21 protein-coding genes and 1 tRNA gene are annotated in these 19,751 nt (G+C 61.4%); 12 read left to right on the plus strand and 10 right to left on the minus strand.

Translation table 11 applies throughout. From position 1 onward, the window contains the following. Position 1 precedes the first annotated feature (1 nt). Together G6M89_RS06245 and G6M89_RS06250 are read left to right on the plus strand one after the other, a co-directional pair. Complete coding sequence (locus G6M89_RS06245) at positions 2 to 685, plus strand: helix-turn-helix domain-containing protein (protein WP_165160937.1); 684 nt, start codon at positions 2 to 4, stop codon at positions 683 to 685. Between the two features lie 174 nt (positions 686 to 859). Next, the gene (locus G6M89_RS06250) at positions 860 to 1,159 is read left to right on the plus strand and encodes a HalOD1 output domain-containing protein (protein WP_394352360.1); all 300 of its coding nucleotides are present in this window, start codon (positions 860 to 862) and stop codon (positions 1,157 to 1,159) included. Positions 1,160 to 1,170: 11 nt separating this feature from the next. On the opposite strand, the gene G6M89_RS06255 is transcribed toward G6M89_RS06250, so the two are convergent. Next, positions 1,171 to 2,085, minus strand: a complete 915-nt coding sequence (locus G6M89_RS06255) for an alpha/beta fold hydrolase (protein WP_165160939.1) — start codon at positions 2,083 to 2,085, stop codon at positions 1,171 to 1,173. A gap of 145 nt (positions 2,086 to 2,230) precedes the next feature. Between G6M89_RS06255 and priL the strand changes: the two genes are divergently transcribed. After that, positions 2,231 to 3,346 carry a DNA primase regulatory subunit PriL gene (priL, locus tag G6M89_RS06260; protein ID WP_165160940.1) on the plus strand — a complete coding sequence of 372 codons (1,116 nt, stop codon included), beginning with the start codon at positions 2,231 to 2,233 and terminating at the stop codon, positions 3,344 to 3,346. 17 nt (positions 3,347 to 3,363) lie between these two features. Here priL and G6M89_RS06265 read toward each other — a convergent pair whose 3' ends face one another. The 3 genes from G6M89_RS06265 to htpX form a co-directional block, all read right to left on the minus strand. Then, positions 3,364 to 3,840, minus strand: a complete 477-nt coding sequence (locus G6M89_RS06265) for a hypothetical protein (RefSeq protein ID WP_165160941.1) — start codon at positions 3,838 to 3,840, stop codon at positions 3,364 to 3,366. Between the two features lie 69 nt (positions 3,841 to 3,909). Then, positions 3,910 to 4,176: a hypothetical protein gene (locus tag G6M89_RS06270; protein ID WP_165160942.1), complete on the minus strand. Its 267-nt coding sequence runs from the start codon at positions 4,174 to 4,176 to the stop codon at positions 3,910 to 3,912. 55 nt (positions 4,177 to 4,231) lie between these two features. Further along, positions 4,232 to 5,122: a zinc metalloprotease HtpX gene (gene htpX / locus G6M89_RS06275; RefSeq protein WP_165160943.1), complete on the minus strand. Its 891-nt coding sequence runs from the start codon at positions 5,120 to 5,122 to the stop codon at positions 4,232 to 4,234. Between the two features lie 363 nt (positions 5,123 to 5,485). Between htpX and G6M89_RS06280 the strand changes: the two genes are divergently transcribed. Together G6M89_RS06280 and G6M89_RS06285 are read left to right on the plus strand one after the other, a co-directional pair. Further along, positions 5,486 to 6,682: a 60S ribosomal export protein NMD3 gene (locus G6M89_RS06280; protein ID WP_165160944.1), complete on the plus strand. Its 1,197-nt coding sequence runs from the start codon at positions 5,486 to 5,488 to the stop codon at positions 6,680 to 6,682. Continuing rightward, positions 6,675 to 7,880, plus strand: a complete 1,206-nt coding sequence (locus G6M89_RS06285) for a class I SAM-dependent methyltransferase family protein (protein WP_165160945.1) — start codon at positions 6,675 to 6,677, stop codon at positions 7,878 to 7,880. The genes G6M89_RS06280 and G6M89_RS06285 overlap by 8 nt, the downstream gene beginning before the upstream one ends. A 201-nt stretch (positions 7,881 to 8,081) precedes the next feature. Here G6M89_RS06285 and G6M89_RS06290 read toward each other — a convergent pair whose 3' ends face one another. Beyond that, complete coding sequence (locus G6M89_RS06290) at positions 8,082 to 9,953, minus strand: ATP-dependent DNA helicase (RefSeq protein ID WP_165160946.1); 1,872 nt, start codon at positions 9,951 to 9,953, stop codon at positions 8,082 to 8,084. Positions 9,954 to 10,158: 205 nt separating this feature from the next. Between G6M89_RS06290 and G6M89_RS06295 the strand changes: the two genes are divergently transcribed. Continuing rightward, positions 10,159 to 10,247, plus strand: a tRNA-Gly gene (locus G6M89_RS06295). Positions 10,248 to 10,499: 252 nt separating this feature from the next. Here the strand turns inward: G6M89_RS06295 and G6M89_RS06300 are convergent. Then, the gene (locus G6M89_RS06300) at positions 10,500 to 10,745 is read right to left on the minus strand and encodes a hypothetical protein (protein WP_165160947.1); all 246 of its coding nucleotides are present in this window, start codon (positions 10,743 to 10,745) and stop codon (positions 10,500 to 10,502) included. 118 nt (positions 10,746 to 10,863) lie between these two features. Here G6M89_RS06300 and G6M89_RS06305 point away from each other — a divergent pair, with 118 nt between their 5' ends. Beyond that, positions 10,864 to 11,778: a YkgJ family cysteine cluster protein gene (locus tag G6M89_RS06305; RefSeq protein WP_165160948.1), complete on the plus strand. Its 915-nt coding sequence runs from the start codon at positions 10,864 to 10,866 to the stop codon at positions 11,776 to 11,778. 9 nt (positions 11,779 to 11,787) lie between these two features. Here the strand turns inward: G6M89_RS06305 and G6M89_RS06310 are convergent, their stop codons facing one another. Together G6M89_RS06310 and G6M89_RS06315 are read right to left on the minus strand one after the other, a co-directional pair. Then, a complete protein-coding gene (locus G6M89_RS06310) occupies positions 11,788 to 12,723 on the minus strand; it encodes an alpha/beta hydrolase (protein ID WP_165160949.1) in 936 nt (311 codons plus the stop codon). Positions 12,724 to 12,863: 140 nt separating this feature from the next. After that, positions 12,864 to 13,037 (minus strand): DUF5786 family protein, encoded by a 174-nt coding sequence (locus G6M89_RS06315; RefSeq protein WP_165160950.1) that lies wholly within the window; start codon positions 13,035 to 13,037, stop codon positions 12,864 to 12,866. Between the two features lie 108 nt (positions 13,038 to 13,145). Between G6M89_RS06315 and G6M89_RS06320 the strand changes: the two genes are divergently transcribed. Then, a complete protein-coding gene (locus G6M89_RS06320) occupies positions 13,146 to 14,153 on the plus strand; it encodes a DUF5784 family protein (protein WP_165160951.1) in 1,008 nt (335 codons plus the stop codon). A 200-nt stretch (positions 14,154 to 14,353) separates the two neighbouring features. Here the strand turns inward: G6M89_RS06320 and G6M89_RS06325 are convergent, their stop codons facing one another. Then, the gene (locus G6M89_RS06325) at positions 14,354 to 14,641 is read right to left on the minus strand and encodes a DUF2795 domain-containing protein (protein WP_165160952.1); all 288 of its coding nucleotides are present in this window, start codon (positions 14,639 to 14,641) and stop codon (positions 14,354 to 14,356) included. A gap of 160 nt (positions 14,642 to 14,801) precedes the next feature. Here G6M89_RS06325 and G6M89_RS06330 point away from each other — a divergent pair, with 160 nt between their 5' ends. Together G6M89_RS06330 and G6M89_RS06335 are read left to right on the plus strand one after the other, a co-directional pair. Then, a complete protein-coding gene (locus G6M89_RS06330; RefSeq protein ID WP_165160953.1) occupies positions 14,802 to 15,617 on the plus strand; it encodes a PHP domain-containing protein in 816 nt (271 codons plus the stop codon). Between the two features lie 56 nt (positions 15,618 to 15,673). Next, complete coding sequence (locus tag G6M89_RS06335) at positions 15,674 to 15,838, plus strand: DUF6757 family protein (protein ID WP_165160954.1); 165 nt, start codon at positions 15,674 to 15,676, stop codon at positions 15,836 to 15,838. Positions 15,839 to 15,885: 47 nt separating this feature from the next. Here the strand turns inward: G6M89_RS06335 and G6M89_RS06340 are convergent, their stop codons facing one another. Continuing rightward, the gene (locus G6M89_RS06340) at positions 15,886 to 16,209 is read right to left on the minus strand and encodes a ferredoxin family protein (protein WP_165160955.1); all 324 of its coding nucleotides are present in this window, start codon (positions 16,207 to 16,209) and stop codon (positions 15,886 to 15,888) included. 168 nt (positions 16,210 to 16,377) lie between these two features. Between G6M89_RS06340 and hemB the strand changes: the two genes are divergently transcribed. Both hemB and G6M89_RS06350 read left to right on the plus strand, forming a co-directional pair. After that, positions 16,378 to 17,394: a porphobilinogen synthase gene (hemB, locus tag G6M89_RS06345; protein WP_165160956.1), complete on the plus strand. Its 1,017-nt coding sequence runs from the start codon at positions 16,378 to 16,380 to the stop codon at positions 17,392 to 17,394. A 418-nt stretch (positions 17,395 to 17,812) separates the two neighbouring features. Further along, positions 17,813 to 19,618, plus strand: coding sequence for an ammonium transporter (locus G6M89_RS06350; protein WP_165160957.1), 1,806 nt, complete (start codon positions 17,813 to 17,815; stop codon positions 19,616 to 19,618). The last annotated feature ends 133 nt before the right edge of the window (positions 19,619 to 19,751 follow it).

Raw genomic sequence — 19,751 nt, forward strand, 5'->3', positions numbered from 1 at the left:
AATGGCGACTCTCGTCGAGTTTTCCGTCTCCACTGAGACGTTTTCCTTTGGCACCCTATTTGGAACCATTCCGGGCGTGTCGGTCGAACTCGAGCGGCTGGTACCAACGACCGAATCGCTGTTTCCGTACGTCTGGATTCGTGGTGCCAGCACGCCCGAAGTTGAGGCGGCACTCGAAGCAGCGCCGGAGACAGCTGGCTTTACGCAGGTTGATGACCTCGGCACGGACGGCATTCTGTATCGAACGGCCTGGAATCCCGCACAAGACGGCGTCCTCAAGGCGATTGCTGAGTCTGACGTGACGTTACTCTCCGCGACCGGCAAACGCGACCGCTGGCTATTTCGCCTGCGCGTCGAGAACCACGGTGCACTCGGCGAGTTCCGGACGCGGTGTCGCGACCGTGAGATCGATATCGAAGTCGCTCGTGTCCAGCCGCTACAGCCGATCGAACACAGCGGCGGGATCACGCCCGCCCAGTTCGAAGCGCTCGAGCTTGCCTATCGGGGTGGGTACTTCGACGATCCGCGGCGGGCAACGCTTGATGACCTGGCGGCTGAACTCGGGATTACGCGCCAGTCGCTTGCGGGGCGGCTCCGACGTGGACATCGAAATCTGCTGACCGGGCTGTTCGACGGCGACAACGGCTTCGATCGACTGGAAGGCGCGATGTCGCGAACCGAGTGAAGAGAAGACTCCACACATCGTTGGGGTTGGTACTGATGGTAGACGGACTGTCCGTACATCCTGGTCAGCAACACGAACAGATCAGTGATGAGGTATTTAAAACTGCTACATAGTAAGGATTGGACCTACCCACCTACTCAGAGTAGTGTGTCTATGTCCTCCACCGACGACTCTATGGATTCAGCAGATTCACAGGACGGAACAGTCGTTACAACGTTCGATCCGACCGGCACGGAACGGGCGAGCGAAGCAATTGTGACCGCTGTCGCTGCCGTCCACGACACTGATCGAAAGAGTCTCGGGCCGCTGTACGACGCTGTCGACCCGGACGCACTCAATGCCCTCGTTGCCCACGCCCACCGAGTTGCCGACGCCGCCACACACGAACTCTGGTTCGTCTACGAAGGCCTTGATATCGGCGTCCGAACTGACGGTGAAATCCACGTTCGCGATTCGAGTACACAGGCGAAGTGATCCACGCCGGCTCAGTTCGCGTCCGCCGCCTGTACAACTGACTCAGACTCGAGGCTCTCGAGTCCGTCCTCGAGTGCGGTTCGGATGAGCGTCGCCACCTGCTCGTCGTTTTCGATGAAGACACAGTGAGCGCCACCCTCGAGGAGTTCCAGGTGTGTGTTCGGAATGCGTTCTGCGAGGAGACGGGCGTTCGTCGCCGGGCTGACGCGGTCGTCAGTCCCGTGGATAACGAGTGTTGGAGTCGTAAGCTGTGGCAGCCGATCACTGACGGAGCCACTCATCAGGGCAGCGGCCTGTGCCGTCCGGGCCGCACCAGTCGCATCCTGTTCGCGTCGCCACTCGATGATGCGATCCATCAGGTGTGGGTTCCGATTCGTAAATCGCTCGGAGAAGGCTGGCCGCATCCGATTGCGAAGCGTCTCACGATCTGAGCCCGAGGGCGCGCCGAACAGTTGCTCGCGGGTTTCCTCGGGCATCGGTGCAGCGTCCGGTCCGCCGTGTGTCGACCCGATAAGCGTCAGTGACGCCGCCCGCGTGTACTCGAGGGCGTACTCCTGGGCGATCAGCCCGCCGAGGTCGGCCCCGACGAGGTGAGCATGTCGGACACCCGCATCCTGCAGGATGACATCGAGGTCGGCCGCCAGCCCGGCAAGCGAGTAGCCAGCGACTCGAGAAATCAGCGGGTTCCGAACCCGGCGCGGAAGCCGAGACACGAGCGGCGGGAGGCCGGCGTCAGACCGGCCCGTCCCGCGCGTATCTGGGGCGATGATATCGTACTCATCGCCGAGTTCCTGGCGCTGCCAGCGCCACATCCAGCGGCCAAATCCCAGCCCTTGCAGGAAGACGATTGTCTCGCTCGATCCGTCGCTATCTGCACGTTCGTGGTCGTAGGACAGAGACACGCCGTCCCGCATCGCCCGTGGCATACCTGAATCGACGTGTCGAACCCCCTTGAAGTCGACCCTCGAGCGAAGTGACGGAAAATAGATATTAACAGGGATCTGAATCTGTAATAAAACGCGAACCGAACAATCAGGGTGTTTATCCCATCGGAGTCATATCGTATCACCGATGCAGCGACTGCACGCTCGGTATCCGTTTCTCGAGGCGGCCCGCGAGACTGTGGCGACGGAGACGGTTGACCTGGCCACCGTCGTCGAACAGGACCGCGCGGTCGTCGACCGAGCGCGCCAGCGCGTGATCGCCGCGCTCGATGACGGGACCGTTGGCGACTTTCATCGCGAGCCACGGGTCGAACTCCTCTCCTATCCCGTCGCTCGCGTGCTCGTCTCGATGGTCGACGAACGCGTCCTCGTGCGCAAGTACGCCCGCGCCGAAGCCGCGACCGCCTACGAACGCTTTACCGCTGATCTCGAGGATACGACCGAACTCAAAAGCGTCGAGACGACCGGTCTCGACCTCGACGAACTACTCGCGGAGTTTGACCTCGAGGAGGCAGTCGAGGTGGTCCACGCAATCGACGACGACAACGAGACGTATCGAATCGACGTTGGACAGTACCTGTTGCTCGCCGAAGATTTGTATGACGACCGCTGGCGACTCGTCAATCAACCCCTCGAGAACGGTACCGTCCCAGTCACTGAAGAAGAACTCCTGACACTGCTGCGAGAAGCAATTCGAACTCGCATTGACGAGGGACTTCCCTTTGACGTGCCCGAGACGATTGCCGCCAGTCTCGAGGATGACGCCGAAGAAATTCGAGACGTGCTCGCGGACCTCGATCTGACGCGCGAGATTGACACCGTCGTCCCTGACCTGTTCCCGCCGTGTATGAAGGCACTGTTAGACCAGATTCAGAAAGGCGAGCACCTACCCCATCACTCCCGATTTGCGATCACTGCCTTTCTGACGAGCATCGGGATGTCGACCGACGATATCGTCGACCTCTACCGCGTGAACTCCTCGTTCGGCGAGGAAATGACTCGTTATCAGACCGACCACATCGGCGGCGAAACGTCACCGACGGAGTACTCACCACCCTCGTGTGCGACGATGCAATCGTACGGCGACTGCGTGAACAAAGACGACCTCTGCGAGCAGATCCCGCATCCGATGGCCTACTACGAAGAGCGCATCGACGACGCCGATGACGACGAACTCGAGGACTGGCGCGGGAGTGACGACGAGGACAGCGAGGAAGAGACGGCATCGGCCAGCAGCGAGTAAGACCGTCCCAAACTCGACTACTCTCGAGGCGACTCCTCGAGTTCGTCGGCCTGCTCTTGAATCTCCTGGAGCGCCTGTTCTTGCTCGCCGCGAGCGAGGCCACCCGATTCGACGTGGCGGCCACCGTACTGCCAAGACGGAATCGCGTTCCAGACGCTCGAGTCGCCGCCATCGTCGCCATCGCGGTCGCGGCCCTGATCCTGATCCGGAGTCTCGTCGCTGCTCGAGCGGGACGACCAGAGGACTGCAAGCAAGACGAGTACGGCAGTGCCAGCGAGCAGGACCGACGCAGGGTCGCTTAGTGACCCGCTGTCGATGACCGACGAGCGCATGAGCACCGAGGTAACGAGCAAGACGGCGACAGCGGCGAGTCCGACGCGACGGAACCACGAGCGCCGTGGCGAAGCGGTAGCTGCGCTGTCAGCGTCGGAATCAGGACTTGCCGCAGTGCGAGTCTCACCGGGAGGGTCAGTATCGGACGCCGGAGGTGACATAGTCACGTTCGAGTAGCGATGGTAAAAAAGAGCGGGGCACCGTTACTGGCAGTGAAACAACAGGATCAGTTAGTACGCGTTCTGTGCCTCGAGATCGTCGCTATCGTCTTCGATCTCGTTGCTCGGATCGTTCAGGACGAACGCGAGCAAGATCCCGATGACGGTCATGAGAATAATAAATCCGATGATGGTGTAGACGAGGAGTTCGCCGCCCTCAGGCTGGAGGACGCCGCTTTCGTCGCCGTAGGTCGTGCCGATCCAGATCATCGTGCCGAGCATTCCGAGGACGGCACCAACGGAGACGACGATTTCAATGAGTTGCTCTCGGTCGAGCATTATGACGTCGCTTTTGTCGGCCAGGCCAAAAACGCTTCGAAGCGCTCGAGCGGTTCTAGACCGCTGCCATCTGTTTCTCGAGGTCGCGCAGTTGCTCGATTCGGTTTTCGGTCGCGGGGTGCGTGCTGAACAGTTGCCCGACGATACCAGATTTGATCGGGATGATGAAGAAGGCGTTCATCTCGGCTTCCTCTCGCATGTCGTCTTTTGGCACCTGATCCATCTTCCCGGAGATTTTCATGAGCGCGGAGGCGAGCGCACCGGGGTTGCCCGTGATCGCTGCGGCACCGCGGTCTGCGGCGTACTCGCGGTATCGGGAGAGCGCCCGGATCAGCAGGTAGCTGATGATCCAGACGACCAGCGAGACGAGGATGGCGACGACGATGCCACCGCCGCCTTTGCCGCCACGGTTGCCACCGCCGCCAAAGAACGCACCCCAGCGGACGATCATGAACGCAATTGTCGAGAGGAACGACGCGATGGTCATCACCATCATATCGCGATTTTTCACGTGGGCGAGTTCGTGGGCGATGACGCCGTCGAGTTCATCTCGCTCGAGGGTATCCATCAGCCCGGTGGTGACGGCGACGACGGCGTTTTTCTGATTTCGACCGGTTGCAAACGCGTTCGGAACGTTCGAGTCGATGACTGCAACTTGGGGTTTCGGCACATCGGCTTGCTGTGACAGGCGTTCGACCGAGCCGTGCAGTTGCGGGTACTCATCGGCTGAGACCTTCTGTGCGCCCATACTGCGCAGCGCGAGCGAGTCGCTGAAGTAGTACTGCACGAGGGACATGCCGCCAAACAGCACGCCGAAGACGAGCAGATTCGGACCTCCAGTCAGATAGCCCGTCAGGACACCTGCAAAGACGATGTACAGTGCAAACAGCAGAAACATCGTCAGAAACATTCGGAACCGAAGCCCCCAGTCCGCCTGCCAGTTCATAGTTCGTGTACGTGCTCAGGCGGAATAAGTGTCACCAACGGAACGCTCTTCATATGTGCGATAATTGAATATTCTCGAGGCGATGATGGACAACCCCTTCGTTTCGCATGGAGACCACGGGACACGGGGCTGTCTGACACGCTCTATCTGACCCGTGTCTGACGGGTGGCTGACACAGCGCTCCGTGTTTGAGGGGTGGCCATGTTACCTCTTACAACCGAATCCACTCGAGCATCAGAGACGCATCTGCAACGGAACCCCCTCGTTTCGCATGGAGTTCTCAATTCGTGCGAGTTGATGGCACTGTACATCGGTGGCGAACGGAGCGGGCCGTTTAACTCGCTCAGTCCGTAAGGAGGGCTAATGAGTGACTCTCGAGCATTTTGTCCGCGCTGTGGGGACCCCGTCCCCGAGCGAACGGACGGCGATGATTCAGCAGGTGGGGAATCGGCACGGGATCCGTTGCGACCCGGCGCGGAGGTCGAACTCTGTGATTCGTGTTACTTCGACGACTTCGACTTTATCGACGCCCCAGATCGGATCGACGTACAGGTCTGTGCCCGCTGTGGCGCAGTTCACAAAGGAAATCGCTGGGTCGATATCGGCGCGGAAGATTACACCGATATTGCCATCGAGCGAGTCAGTGAAGCCCTATCAGTGCACGTCGACGTCGACGATGTCGCCTGGCAGGTCGAACCCGAACAGGTCGGCGAGAACACGATCCGGATGTACGCCTATTTCACGGGTGTCGTCCGGGATATGCCCGTCGAAGAGCAGGTGATGATCCCGGTCAAAATCGCCCGCCAGACCTGCCAGCGCTGCGGTCGAATCGCCGGCGACTACTACGCCAGCATCGTCCAGATCCGCGCCGAAGACCGAACACCAACGAGTGAAGAACTCGAGCGCGCAAAAGAAATTGCTCACCAGACGGTCGCGGATATGGAGGCGACGGGTGACCGCAACGCCTTCGTCACGGAAATCAGCGAGGACGCAGACGGGCTGAATATCAGGGTCTCGACCAACAAGATCGGAAAGAAAATCTCGAACAAGATGATCGAGGAGTTCGGCGGCTCGGTCAACGACGCCGAAACCCTCGTTACGGAAGACGAAGACGGCAACGAGGTCTACCGCGTGACCTTCGCCGTTCGGCTCCCGCCGTACATTCCCGGCGACATCATCGACCTCACCGACGACGACGGCGGCCCCGTCCTCGTCCGCAGCGCCCACGGCAACCTCAAAGGCACCCGCATCACGACGGGCGAACGCTACGAAGCGAGTTACGAGGAAGGGAACTCACCTGAAGCGCGCAGGCTCGGTCGACTCGAGGACGGCGAGAAAACGACGGTCGTCACCGTCGAAGACGAAAACGCCGTGCAGGTGCTCGACCCCGAAACGTTTCAGGCGACGACGGTCTCGCGCCCGGAGTACTTCGAGCCTGAGGCCGAGACGGTGCCCGTTATGAAGAGTCGCGCCGGGCTACACATCCTCCCCGATCCGGACCCCGACACCGGCGAGGAAAGCGCCGAGCCCTACGACCCGTACTCCCAAACTGATGCCTGAGGAGTTCGACCACCCCGACCTCGAGGCAGCCGATGCGCCACTTGCAGTCATCGTCGAGACACAGCGGGCCGAAACTGCAATCGAATCACTGCGGGCCGAAGGCGTCTACGACGACTCGAGGCGCGTCCGGACGGACCGTGGTGAAGCCGGACGCGAGGACGCCGACGACCCTGCGCGAATTGCGCTCCCGATCACCGAACCGCCGACGGAAACGCGCGTTCTCGAGGTCGTCCGCCAGTTCGACCCCGAGTTTCGGACGACGGATCTCGAGGATGTCCTCGCCGAACGCGGCTGGAGCGAGGCCGAAATCGAGATGGCTCCGAGTTCGTGGGCAGTTATCGGCTCGGTGATTCTTGTGACGATGCCAACAGAGTATCCGGACGAAACCGCCGTCGCAGAGGCACTCCTCGAGATTCACGGCGAGGCAGATAGCGTGCTGGCAGACGAGGGAATCACAAACACCGGCGAGGCGGGAACGTACCGCGAGCCACGGACGCGACTGCTCGCAGGCGAGTCAGACACTGAAACGATTCACACGGAACATGGCACCCGGTACGGACTCGATCCCGCGACAGTCATGTTTTCACCGGGGAATCAGGCCGAACGCGCGCGGATGGGCAGCATCACGGACGGAGACGAACACGTCTTCGATATGTTCGCCGGCATCGGCTACTTCACCCTGCCGATGGCCCGCGCCGGCGCGCGAGTCAGCGCGACCGAGATCAACCCGACCGCTTTCCGCTACTTGCTCGAGAACGCCGTGCTCAACAAGGTCGATGATCGCCTTGAGGCTTACATGGCGGACTGCAGAGACCTCGCCGGAGAGGTTGACGCAGACCGCGTCGTGATGGGCTACTATGGCAGTTCGATGGCTGCGGGCGACAACGATGGCGGCGATAGCCACAGCAACGGCGGTGACGACAGCGACCGCGGCGACGACGAGCAAACAGCAAACTCGCCGTCTCGTGCGGATGAAGCCCACGAGTTCCTGCCCGCCGCACTCGAGGCGCTCGTCCCCGGTGGTGTCGTCCACTATCACGAGGCAACGCCCGAATCGCGTCTCTGGGATCGCCCGCTCGAGCGCCTCGAACGCGCCGGCGAAGCGGCCGGTCGCGATTTCGAGATTCTCGAGAAACGGCGGGTGAAAAGCCACAGCGCAGGGGTTACCCACATCGTGATCGACGTGCGATTCGAGTAACCAGGATGTCTCCCGGCGACGGTCGTGACATTCATACCGACGCAGTGAGATCCGTATATATGGACAAGAATCAGTTTATCGCGCTTTTCTTTGCGCTCCTCATGGTGACATCGATGGTCGCCTGGGGCGCACTGGCGGCGTTTTAGGACATCTTTTCGGCCGAGCGCTCGAGCGTGGTGACTCGAGCGTGGTGACTCGAGCCTACCGTTCCGTATCCCAGACGTCTGCAAGCGGCGAGGAGTCGCCGCCCGACCGAGTCCGCCGCGAGCGACGGGACCCGCCACTGCCAGATGACCCGTCGCTCGAGGAAGCGTGCGAGTTCGAGGTCGACTCCGATGACTGAGTACGTGTACTGCTCGCACTCGAGGAGTGGCCGGTCGTGGCAGTCTCGGTCAGTGCTGCCCGTGGCTCGAAGGCGGGCAACTGGGGGTCGCTCATCCGGTCGACCTGCGCTTCGAACCAGTCGGGCATATCCGTCCGTGCGCGGTCGAACAGATCGACCAGACTCGAGTCGGCGATATACGTCGAGCCGTAGTCCTCGGGCGCACGAATCACCCGGCCGCAGGCCTGGATGACGGTTCGCAGAGACGAGCGGTAGTACCACGCCCACTGGCCCTCCTCGAGTCGGTGGGCGACTCTCGAGTCACCCGTGTTGAGAAACGGCGCTTTGCAGAGGACCTGCCAGCGACAGAGGTCGCCTTTCAGGTCGAGCGCTTCCTCCATTTTCACGGAGATGAAGACGTCGGGGTCGTCACAGGCTTTCCACTCCTCTAAGTCAGCGTCGCGACTGTCGCGGTCGTGGACACGGATGCGTTCGCCGACGCCAAAATCCCGGAGGAGGTCGGCGAGTTGCTCCTGAATCGCGTAGGAGTGAGCGTGGATTAACCCCTTCTCGTCGGGGTGTTCCTGCATGATACGGACGATTGTGCGTGCGATTTTCGGCGTGGTATCATCGCGGTGCTCGTAGGTCATCTTCCCCTGCGTCACGTCGTACAACGGGCGATTTTCGACGGGGAAGGTGTGGCCGACATCGACCAGTGCAACGTCGTCCGGATTGAGTCCAACCTGCCGGCAGAACGCTGCTTTGTTCAAAATCGTCGCCGACAGAAGTGCGAACTTGTTCCCGCGGTCCCAGACCGTATGCTGGAGGTACTTTTCGGGATTCATCGGCTTGATCGTCAGCGGCCCGCCCGCCGGTTCGTCGCTGTCATTGTTTTCGCGGGTGCTCGCCGACGGCTCGGACTGATCGACCAGCCACGTCGTCGGGCTCTGTGGGTCGCGATAATCGGACACAAACCACTCGAGTTCGCCGATGAGTTCCTGCAAGCGGTCGCGTTCGCGCACCTCTGCGGGGGAAAACGCCTCCTGGGCGAGCAGGTCGTCCTTGCGTCGTTCGCAGGTGCCCGCGAGGTTCTCTGCGTAGCGAACCGCGCGGTCGATGCCTTCGTCCTCGAAGTCGGGAACGCGTAGGTCATCCCAGAACGGCACCGTTCGCGGCCCCAACTGGATCGTCGCATACATTTCGGCCCACTCGGCGAGGCCGTGGGCTTCATCGACGACGACGACGTCGCGTTTGCGAAACACCTCGCTGCCCGCGGTCTGCATGAAATATGCGAGCGTCATCGCTGCAATCGAACGATTCGAGGCAATTGCGCGGTCGGAAAAGTACGGACAGCGGTGTTTGACGGAACAGTCGTAGCCACGCTCGCGGACGCAGGGGGCCTGATTGACCGGGGTATTGCGCTCTTGGGGGAGAATGCAGGTGTAGTTCGATTTCCCGCGGATCACGTTGAGATCGGACAGCAGGTCGTCGGAGGCAACGTCGTCTAACTGCGAGACCTGTGGCGTCGTGTAGTACGCGCCCGAGGCCTCGACCGGGTCGGCCTCGTCAATTGTGCGCGCACAGCCCGCGATTGCGCGCGCGAGCAGTGACTTTCCGCTGCCGGTCGGCGCGCGCACTAACACGACGTCGTTGCCGGCCGCAAAGGCGTCACGAATGTCACGGAGGGCCTGCTCCTGATTCCCACGATAGCTCGGCGCGGGAAACGACTCGAAGATCCGCTCGGGGTTCACCGTTCAGTCCACCGACCGGCGACTCCCTAAAGGCTACGAACCGTCTCCGACAGCGAGCCGGATTCGACACTCGAGGGCTGGTTGTAGCCGGGGAGAAATCACCTGCTACCGAGAGATCAGGGAGGGCATCACAGCGCACAGGTGGCGGCTACCAGCAGGTAGCTGGCCGATTACAAATACGAAATCGGTCTTCAGGAATCAATGCGGAAGGGTCGCTCAGCGGTAGAGTACCGCGGTGCCATCTGGCCCGCGGCGGCCTCACAGCCTCGTGGCGTTCAAATCCCACCCCTTCCGCTTGCGGTCTGCGGCTTGCGGTTACGGTCCCGCACTGGCTGCGGGCACCGTCATGGTTGTGATTGTGGTTGTGGTCGCGATGCGGTCGCAGTGGCAGTATCACAGCACGCAACACGCTCCATCGTGGCTCCCCATCACGATGCTGTGATACAGGGCGGACTCCCCACCGCCCCAGTTCATGGTCAGGTTTCAGCGGTCGCCACCGCCCACGACGAATTTTTTGAAGGTACCTCAGACACCAGACAGCACCGTCTACAACGCACCCACGCGAGAGGTCTCCCCGTCCACCTGCTCGAGTCGCTCGACGTCTTCAGCCGTCGGATTATCCGGCAGCGCCTCGATACAGGGATAACAGAGCAGGTGCTCCGTGCCGTCCTCGAACTCGAGGGTCATCGCGGTGCCGTCGCTGCCGTCGTTCTCGCCGAACGTCCAGATGTTGGCGATGCCGCCAGCAACCGAGACCGTTCGGCCACAGCCGTCACAGGAGGTCTTGCCCATACGTGGCCTGGGAATCGAACGGTGAAAGTCGTTCCCCCAAGCGGAGAGACCGACTCGAGGGGTCACACTGCCTGCCGCCGGGCGAGCGGTTATCCGTCCTGACACGATACCCTCGCATATGGAGGTCAACTGCGAGGGCTGTGCAGGCTGTTGTATGGACTGGCGACCGCTGCTCGCAGAGGCTGGCGACGACGAGAGCGCCAACAAGCGACGCGCTGCGCCACTGCGCGACGACGCTACTCGAGCGCCCCTTGATGGCGACACCAACTTCGTTCCGCTCACCCGCGACGAGGTCCGTGCGTTTCTCGAGGCCGGGATGGCCGACGCCCTGACGCCGCGGTTCTGGCGGGCTGCAGACGAGCATGAAGCCGTCGAAATCGACGGCTATGAGATTGCCTCCGTCGCCGACCGGCCAGTCTTTTTCGTCGGCCTCCGAAAGCCACCGAAGCCGGTCGCACCCTTCGATCTCGAGGCCGAATCCTGGCTGCCAGCCTGCGTCTTTCTCAATCCGACGACGCTGCAGTGTCGCATCCACGACAGCGACCTGCTTCCCGACGAGTGTAGCGCGTACCCAGCGCACAATATCGCCCTCGAGCAGGAAACCGAATGCGAACGCGTCGAGGCGGCATTTGGCGGCGACCGACTCGTCGATGACTCCGTTCCCGAGGATCTCGATGGCCTCCTGCTTGGCTCGCAGGCCCTCGGCGAGAAACTGTTCTGCCATCCGGAGCCCGAAAAACTCGAGGGCGTCATCGAACGCACCGCGAGCGGCGAGCTAACCCGCGAGGACCGCGCCGACTGTCTCGCCATCGCCGCGGCCTCGAGCGCCGGTACGATGGCGATTTCAGAGTACCACTACGAGTGGGGCAGAGAGCAGGCACTCGAGGAGAGCGATTCGTGGGTTACGGGAGTGCTCGAGGAGTGGGAGTCGCGCCACGAAAATTCGACAACTGTGCCAGCGGCGGCCGTCGCCGATGCCGTCGAAACGGATCGTGGTGCACCCGAAACGCCGGGCTGGGATTCGCTCGAGTAGTCGATTCGCTTAGTTGGACTCGAGTGCGTCCGCGAGGTCGCCAGCAATATCCGCGATGGCTTCGCGGGCGCGGTCAACCTCGCGCATCGTGATGAAGCCGTGAACCATGGCCTCGTAGTTCTCATAGCGCGTGGCGACACCGTCCTGAACGAGCTGTTCGGCGTAGGCCCGGCCACCGTCGCGAAGCGGATCGAAGCCCGCGGTGACGACAGTCGCTGGCGCGACACCGGACAGATCGCAGGCGTTGGACGGATCAGCGTAGGGATTGCGACGATGGATCTCGTTGCCGTAGTAACACGCCTCAAACCAGCGCATATCCTCCTTCTCGAGGACGAGTCCTGCGTGTTCCTCGACCGAGGGCTGGCCCTCCTCGACACCGATTGCGGGGTACACCAGCGCCTGATAGTCGATCTCGGGGCCGTCGCGTTCGGCAGCCATCAGTGCGGTCACAGCGGCGAGCGTCCCACCGGCAGAGTCGCCTGCGACCGCGACGTGCCCGTTCCCGGCGACTGCACCGGGGTTCGACGCCGCCCACTCGAGAGCAGTGTAGGCGTCGTCGACCGCCGCGGGGAAGGGGTGTTCGGGAGCGAGTCGGTAGTCGACGGAGAGGACGGCACAGCCGCTCTCTCGGGTGAGATGCCGGCAGAGCCAGTCGTGCGTCGCAATACTCCCCAGCACGAACCCACCACCGTGGAAGAAGACAATCGTCGGGAACGGGCCGGTCGTCTTGGGAAGGTAGAGCCGAGCGTCGATGTCGCCCGCGGGACCGGGAATCGTCCGGTCGACAGTTGCGCCAACGCTCGGAACAGTTCGATTCTGAAACCACATTGACGCCCGGCTGAGCAGCCGGAGCAGTTTCAGTCCGTAGCGGCTGTGAGGCAGCGAGAACCGCCCCTGGCGCTCCATTGCGTCCGTAGCCTGCGGATCGATCTCGTTGGCCTGCATACACTATCGTTCGCCGGTCCGACGCTAAGCGTTCCGGACTCGAGGGCTCGCTCACTGCACGGACCAGTTGCTGTACAGGTGGGACGACACAGCCGCGAAAAGGATGCCCGCGGGCGTGAGTTGTGCGTCGCTCGAATCTGCTATTTGGATTTGATCTGTTCGAACTGACTCAACAGATCCTCGGTCGACTCACCGGAATCGTACTCCACCTCACCGTGATAGATCGTCCGCTCGTCGTCGAAATCGGCATCCACTCTCGAGGATTGGGCTTCCCGTCGCTCGTGTTCATCTTCGTCATAGGCACCCATTGACATGGTAGGTACACACATGTAGGTCAGTACCACACATCAATGTAACGGTTACCCATACCACACTTCATACGGGCACGTAAGACGTATGTCCGGCCACTTCATAGCAGACATGTGGCACAGCCGCTTCGCTTTCGGTACTCGCCCGAGACCTGGAGCGAGCAACGAGTTCGACAGGACATTTTACAGCCGCTCAGGTCGAATATCGGGGCTCGAGCCGTGACGCCGACGTACGAGATTGGCGCACACTGGACGACACACCGTTTCGAGATGCAAAACGGCGACCTTGCACTGTTCGCACACGACGATTCGGAAGCCTACTGGATGGGCAATACGGAAACCCCGTCGTCGTTGTGGCGTACTGACAAACACGGCTGGGACGAAATTCCGTATCACGTCTCCCGCTGGGCCCAGCGAGAACTCCTCGAGACGTTACACGAGGACGATCCGTGGCTTGCCGACTACCCCCACATTTCGTGGTTTTTCCTGCCTGTATTCATGTCCAAGGATGGACGTGAATCGACGCGCGCGTTTTTCCGACAGCACGCCGCTGGCTTTCCGGATGCCGGTCGACGTGAAACGACGCAGTACTTCGAAGAGTTTCTCGCAACCGGTGCGCTCGATGAGTACCGACACACGATGTCGGGGAAACTGGGCACGAGCAACCACGTCGACCGGGTTCGCATGAGCGCAACGATGGGTGAGTTCATCGCCGCGAAGATCCTCACCGACGCCGACTACGAAGTCGTCCCCGAAATCGAGGTGACGACGGGTCACTCACTCGACTATCGTGCGAAAGACGACGAGACGAACACCCTCGTCGAGGTTACCCGGCCACAGCCGCCGATGAACCGCGCCGCCGAGGGTCCGGTTGCCGCCGTCCGCGACACCGCTGAGACGAAAGCCAACGGCCAACTCGCCAACCACGGCGGCGGCGCAGTGTTGTTCGTCGACTGCTCGAGTTTCCGTGATGACTCCTGGGCGGCCGTCCGCGGCGAGCAACCCGACGTGCGCCACCGCCCGGCCGTCGTCTACCGCGCCCGTCCGAACGGCCACGTCGAAGCCTATCGGAAGGGGTCAGTCCCGCTCGAGTTCGGAGACACGCTCGAGTTCGTGGACTGAGTGGAGACGGGCGCTCGAGGTGGTTGCGTTGCTCGGCAACTCGTCGGCGCTCGGAGACAGTTTTGGGCAAGCATACCGCTCGCTCCGCGAGCGGTTTCTCCGAGCGCGAGCGAAGCGCCGCGCTCGGCCTTTTTTCATCAAAGTTTTTTAGCGGGGTTCGATCCGAGCGCAGCGAGGGAGGACCCCGCTAAAAAAGTTTGTTAGAATGAAACGGCGTCGGGAGCGTACGGGCTACCGACCGGTGTCGGATCGCGGTCGCTGTAGCCGACGCGGCCAATTGCCTTCTCGCTCACGGCCGTGTAGACCGCAAATCGGGCGTCCTCAGGGTTGTTGAAGGTTTCCGACTCGAGACGTGCGAGTACGTCACCGACCTGTTCCGATCCGTTTGGGAGTTCGAGCGTGTGATCGCCGTAGTCGGCAATCAGATCTTCAGTCGTTGCAGGATACTCGTAGTCGTCGATGACGTCGCCGGTACCATTGAGCAGCATTACACCTGCAACTGTGTGAACAATGATTATAAACATTGTCCATGATCAACCTCTAGCGGTTGGGGATACCTTATATGCCTAGAGTGGGGCATGCCAGAAAACCACAAGACAGAGAGCTAACACAGAAACGGCTTTCCGCGCAGGGACGCTCGAGTGAGCTATGCCGTATGCGGATTTGCACGTGCACACGACCCGTTCGGATGGCAGTCTCGAGCGGGACGAAGTGCCCGCTGTTGCGAACAAGTATGATGTGTCAGTCGTCGCGTTGACGGACCATGACCGGTTGCAGCCGGTCGAAACACCGGTTGTCGAGCGCGAGGGCGTCACGATCATCAACGGAATCGAGCTTCGAGTCGAAGTCGACGAGGCAAACGCTCGAGCGGCGGACGACGGCCGACGCGGTGGGCAACGCGTCGACCTGCTTGGCTACGGCGTCGAGCAGACGAGCGACCTCGAGGCACTCGTCGAGCGCATTCAGTCTAATCGAATCGAACGCGGGCAAGCGATTGTCGAGAACGTCGAGGATCGACTCGGCATCGAGCTCCCGGTCACCGTCGACGACGGCTTTGGCCGCCCACACGTCGCCCGTGCAATCCACGCCCATCCCGAAACCGAGTACGACTACGAGGGCGCGTTTGACGACCTCATCGGCAACGACGGCCCGTGTTTCGTTCCACGGGACATCCCCACGTTCGAACACGGACAGGCGGTACTCACCGACGCCTGTGCCCTTGTCGGCCTCGCACACCCACTTCGCTATCCTGACCCCGAGGCCGCACTCGCACTGACTACCGACCTCGAGGCCGTCGAACGCTGGTACCCCTACGGCACCGATGTTGATCACTCACTTGTCGAGCGCGCACGCGAGGAGAACAACCTCTTTGCAACCGGCGGCAGCGACGCCCACGGAACGGAACTCGGTATTGAGGGCCTTGCTCGAGCGGCCTATCAGCAACTGCCACTGTCAACCGAATAATACAAATTACCACCGAGAGCGGAGGGTTCAATGCAACCGAGCCCATACCATGGTTCATGAACTGCCACTACTGTGACCGCGAAGCGGCCTTCGCAGCCGAGTCCGACGGCCTCAAAGTCGGACTCTGCGAAGACCACTTCCGGGAACGGTTGCAGGAACTTGCAGAAGCAGATGGGCTCGAAACACTCAAAGAACAGGTCGACGTTGATCGAGCCGAATAACGGCCGTCACAGTATTTTTCGCTGTGTTCGCTGACGCGCAACGACGATTACGCTGACCGGCCGGCGTCGACGTCAATCGCATCGACCGGGCAGACGTCGACACAAAGCATGCAATCGATACACTGCGCTTCGTTAGCCGGGTCGGCTTTCTCCTCGCTTTCAGGGTGTCCCGGGGTATCGACCCACTCGAACACGTCGACTGGGCAATCCTCGAGACACGCGCCATCGGCGAGACAAATGTCGAAGTCGACGGCGACGTGGGTGCCGTGGATGCCCAGTTCCTCGGGTTCGTCGACGGGTCCCCAGACGACGTGCCCATTGTGCTCGTCGACCTGCTCGCGGTTCTCGTGGAACTGTGGATCTATGGCCATTGCTAGCAGTTGAAATGCATGTCGCGTATTTAAACGTACGGAATACAAATCAATCGCTGAGAGTCGGTCTATCGGCAACAGCTCTCCACTGACGCGCTATACGACCGGTCGCCAGTACTGGCACTCGTTGAACACACCGTTTTTGCCCATGCCACTGATACCACCGGTATGAACCTCACACATCGCCCCCGACGACTGCGACGGGATGGCATTCGCGGCCTCGTCAGTGAGACGACCCTCGAGCCCACTGACCTCATCGCCCCCATCTTCGTCGACGCGACGACCGACGAACGCATCGCCATCGAGTCGATGCCCGGCCACGAGCGCGTCCCAATCGACGACGCCGTCGCTCGCGTCGAGGAAGTTCTCGAGACGGGCGTCGAAGCCGTCATGCTCTTTGGCATTCCCGAATCCAAAGATTCCGAGGGGACCCGTGCCTGGGCCGACGACGGCGTAGTACAGGAAGCAACACGCCGCATTACGGACGCCACCGACGCCTACGTCATCACCGACGCCTGTCTCTGTGAGTACACCGACCACGGCCACTGCGGCCCGCTCGAGGAGGAACTTCGCGGCAACGAGAGCCACGAACACGACGCGGACTGTGCGCACGATCCAACGCTGACTGTCGACAACGACGCGACGCTCGAGGCGCTCGAGCGCATTGCCGTCTCCCACGCAGAGGCGGGCGCGGATATGATCGCACCGAGTGGCATGATGGACGGCATGGTCGGGGCGATTCGTGACGGACTCGACGAGGCAGGCTATGAAGACGTCCCGATCATGAGCTACGCGGCGAAGTACGAGAGCGCCTTCTACGGGCCGTTCCGCGACGCAGCAGACGGCGCGCCCTCCTTCGGGAACCGGCGACACTACCAGATGGATCCCGCGAACGCACGCGAGGCCATGCGCGAGGTTCGCCTCGACGCCGAACAGGGCGCGGACGTGATGATGGTCAAGCCCGCCCTGCCCTACCTCGACATCATCAGCGCTGTCCGCCGAGAGTTCGACCACCCCGTCGCCGCCTACAACGTCTCCGGCGAGTACGCCATGCTCCACGCCGCCGCCGAGAAGGGCTGGCTTGATCTCGAAGACGTGGCCCTCGAGTCGCTGCTCTCGATCAAACGCGCGGGTGCGGATCTGATTCTAACGTACTTCGCGGAAGACGTTGCGCGCGAGTTGTAACTCTCTCACGTCGATCCCGATTTTGACGAACGTCAATCCGTTCCCTCGAGCAGTGCGAGTGTGGCAACATCTGCCGCGCGCGAGCAGCGTTGCCGGTCTCGAGGCGTGATTTGAGGGATAATCGCCACTCGAGTGGGGAATTACCGTTGCGAGGCAGTGAACAAATGGCCAATATATAACGACTATCGAAAACGAGGGCGAAGTTCAACACCATAATACACATTATATCTATTTTAAATTCTGACAATACACCCTAATACGCGCCATTTCCAGACGAACACCAACGCTAACCCTTATATTGAGTAAGTCCATGCCAGTCAAACGTGATTCAGAACACAAGCGGATGTAGATTGGGAGAATTGGTGGACAAACGTCTATCGATATTCGATAGTGTGGCGGATTCCGTGGGGGCACGCGAATGATCGAACTTCTCGAGCCGGTCGCCCTGCAGACGGAAGGCGACCTCGAGTCGCTTGCAACCGGGATGAACCTGATGTGGGCGCTGACGGTCACGTTCCTCATCTTCTTCATGCACGCCGGCTTCGCGATGCTCGAGGCGGGTCAGGTTCGTTCGAAGAACGTCGCGAACCAGTTGACGAAGAACATGCTAACCTGGGCAATCGGTATCTTCGCGTTCTTCGTGATCGGGATGGGGCTCTCGAACAACGTCGGCTCGATGCTCGGTGGCGGTGAATCGGGCCCACTAACGATGTTCGGCGAAGGCTCGTTCGACTGGGCGATGTGGCTGTTCAGCGCGGTGTTCGCGATGACGGCTGCAACGATTGTCTCCGGTGCTGTCGCCGGCCGCGCAAAACTCCGCGCGTACGTGGCCTACACCTTCCTGCTTGCAGCACTGATCTACCCAGTCGTCGCGGCGCTGGTCTGGTACGCCCCTGGTGGCGAACCGATCCTCGCACAGTTCGGCTTCGCTGACTTCGCAGGCGGCATGGTCGTCCACGGTGTCGGCGGCGTCGCCGGCCTCACCGCAGCGTGGATCCTCGGCGCTCGCATGGACAAGTACAACGACGACGGCAGCGTCAACATTATCCCCGGTCACTCGATGACGTTCGCCGTTCTTGGCACCTTGATCCTCTGTTTCGGTTGGTTCGGCTTCAACGTCGGCACCGCCGCAACAGTCATCGACCCCGCAACGCTCGAGTTGGCTGACTTCGATTACGTCGGCAGCGTCGCCATGGTCACCGCACTCGGCATGGGTCTTGGCGCACTCGGTGCCTCGACCGTCTCGCTCGTGATGAACGGCAAGGTCGACACGCTCTACGTCGCAAACGGCATGCTCGCCGGCCTCGTCGGCGTCACCGGTCCGACGGACCTCATCACGCCGATGGGCGCAATCGCGATTGGTTTCCTCGCTGGCGCACAGCTCCCGATTGTGTTCAAATTCGTCGAGCAGAAACTCAAGATCGACGACGTCTGTGCAGTCTTCCCGGTCCACGGTTCCGCCGGGATGCTCGGCCTGATCATCTACCCGCTGTGGTCCATCGAGGGCACGGCAATCGGCGGTGGCGTCATCGCCGGCGGCATCTTCTCGATTGAAGCAAGCGCGTTCGTCCCACAGATCGTCGGCGTCGCCGTCATCACGATCTGGACGGTCGCCGCAACCTCAGCCGTCTGGGGCGCGTTCAAAGCCATCGGCCAGGCACGCGTCACTACCGATCACGAACGTGACGGACTCGACCTCTCCGAGCACGGCGTCGACACCTACCCCGAATTCGGCAAACCTGACGTCGCCACCGACGGCGGCATGACAACTGACGACGATGCAGAAGATCGCATCATCCGCGCGGACGGCGGTGAGCGAATCGAGGACGAATCGCGATCCTCGTCAGTGCTTCGCACTGACGGTGGTGAGCCAAACGACGGCGAACTCAAGATGGTCACCGCGATCATCCGTCCCGATCGCCTCGGCGCAGTAAAAAAGAGCCTTGCAGAGACTGGCGCACCATCGTTGACCGTCACCAACGTCTCCGGTCGCGGCTCCCAGCCCGCAAAGAAGGGCCAGTGGCGCGGCGAGGAGTACACCGTCGACCTCCACCAGAAGGTCAAAATCGAGTGTGTCGTCGCCGACATCCCAGCGGAGGAAGTCGTCGAAGCAATCGGTGAGGCTGCAAACACCGGCGAACCCGGCGACGGCAAGATCTTCGTGCTCCCTGTTGACGGTGCCTACCAGGTCCGTACCGGTAACACCGGGCAGGACGCGGTCTAAACGAAACGCAACTCGAGTCGATCTGCGATATCTCTTTTGACTGTGCTATCGAATCGGAGTGAGTGGAAGCGATAGCCGAACCCGGCATACGACGGGCTGACTCGAGGCGGTAGCAATCCCACCCCGGTACTAC

Origin of the sequence: Natronolimnobius sp. AArcel1 (genome assembly GCF_011043775.1) — an archaeon.
Taxonomy (GTDB): Archaea; Halobacteriota; Halobacteria; order Halobacteriales; family Natrialbaceae; genus Natronolimnobius.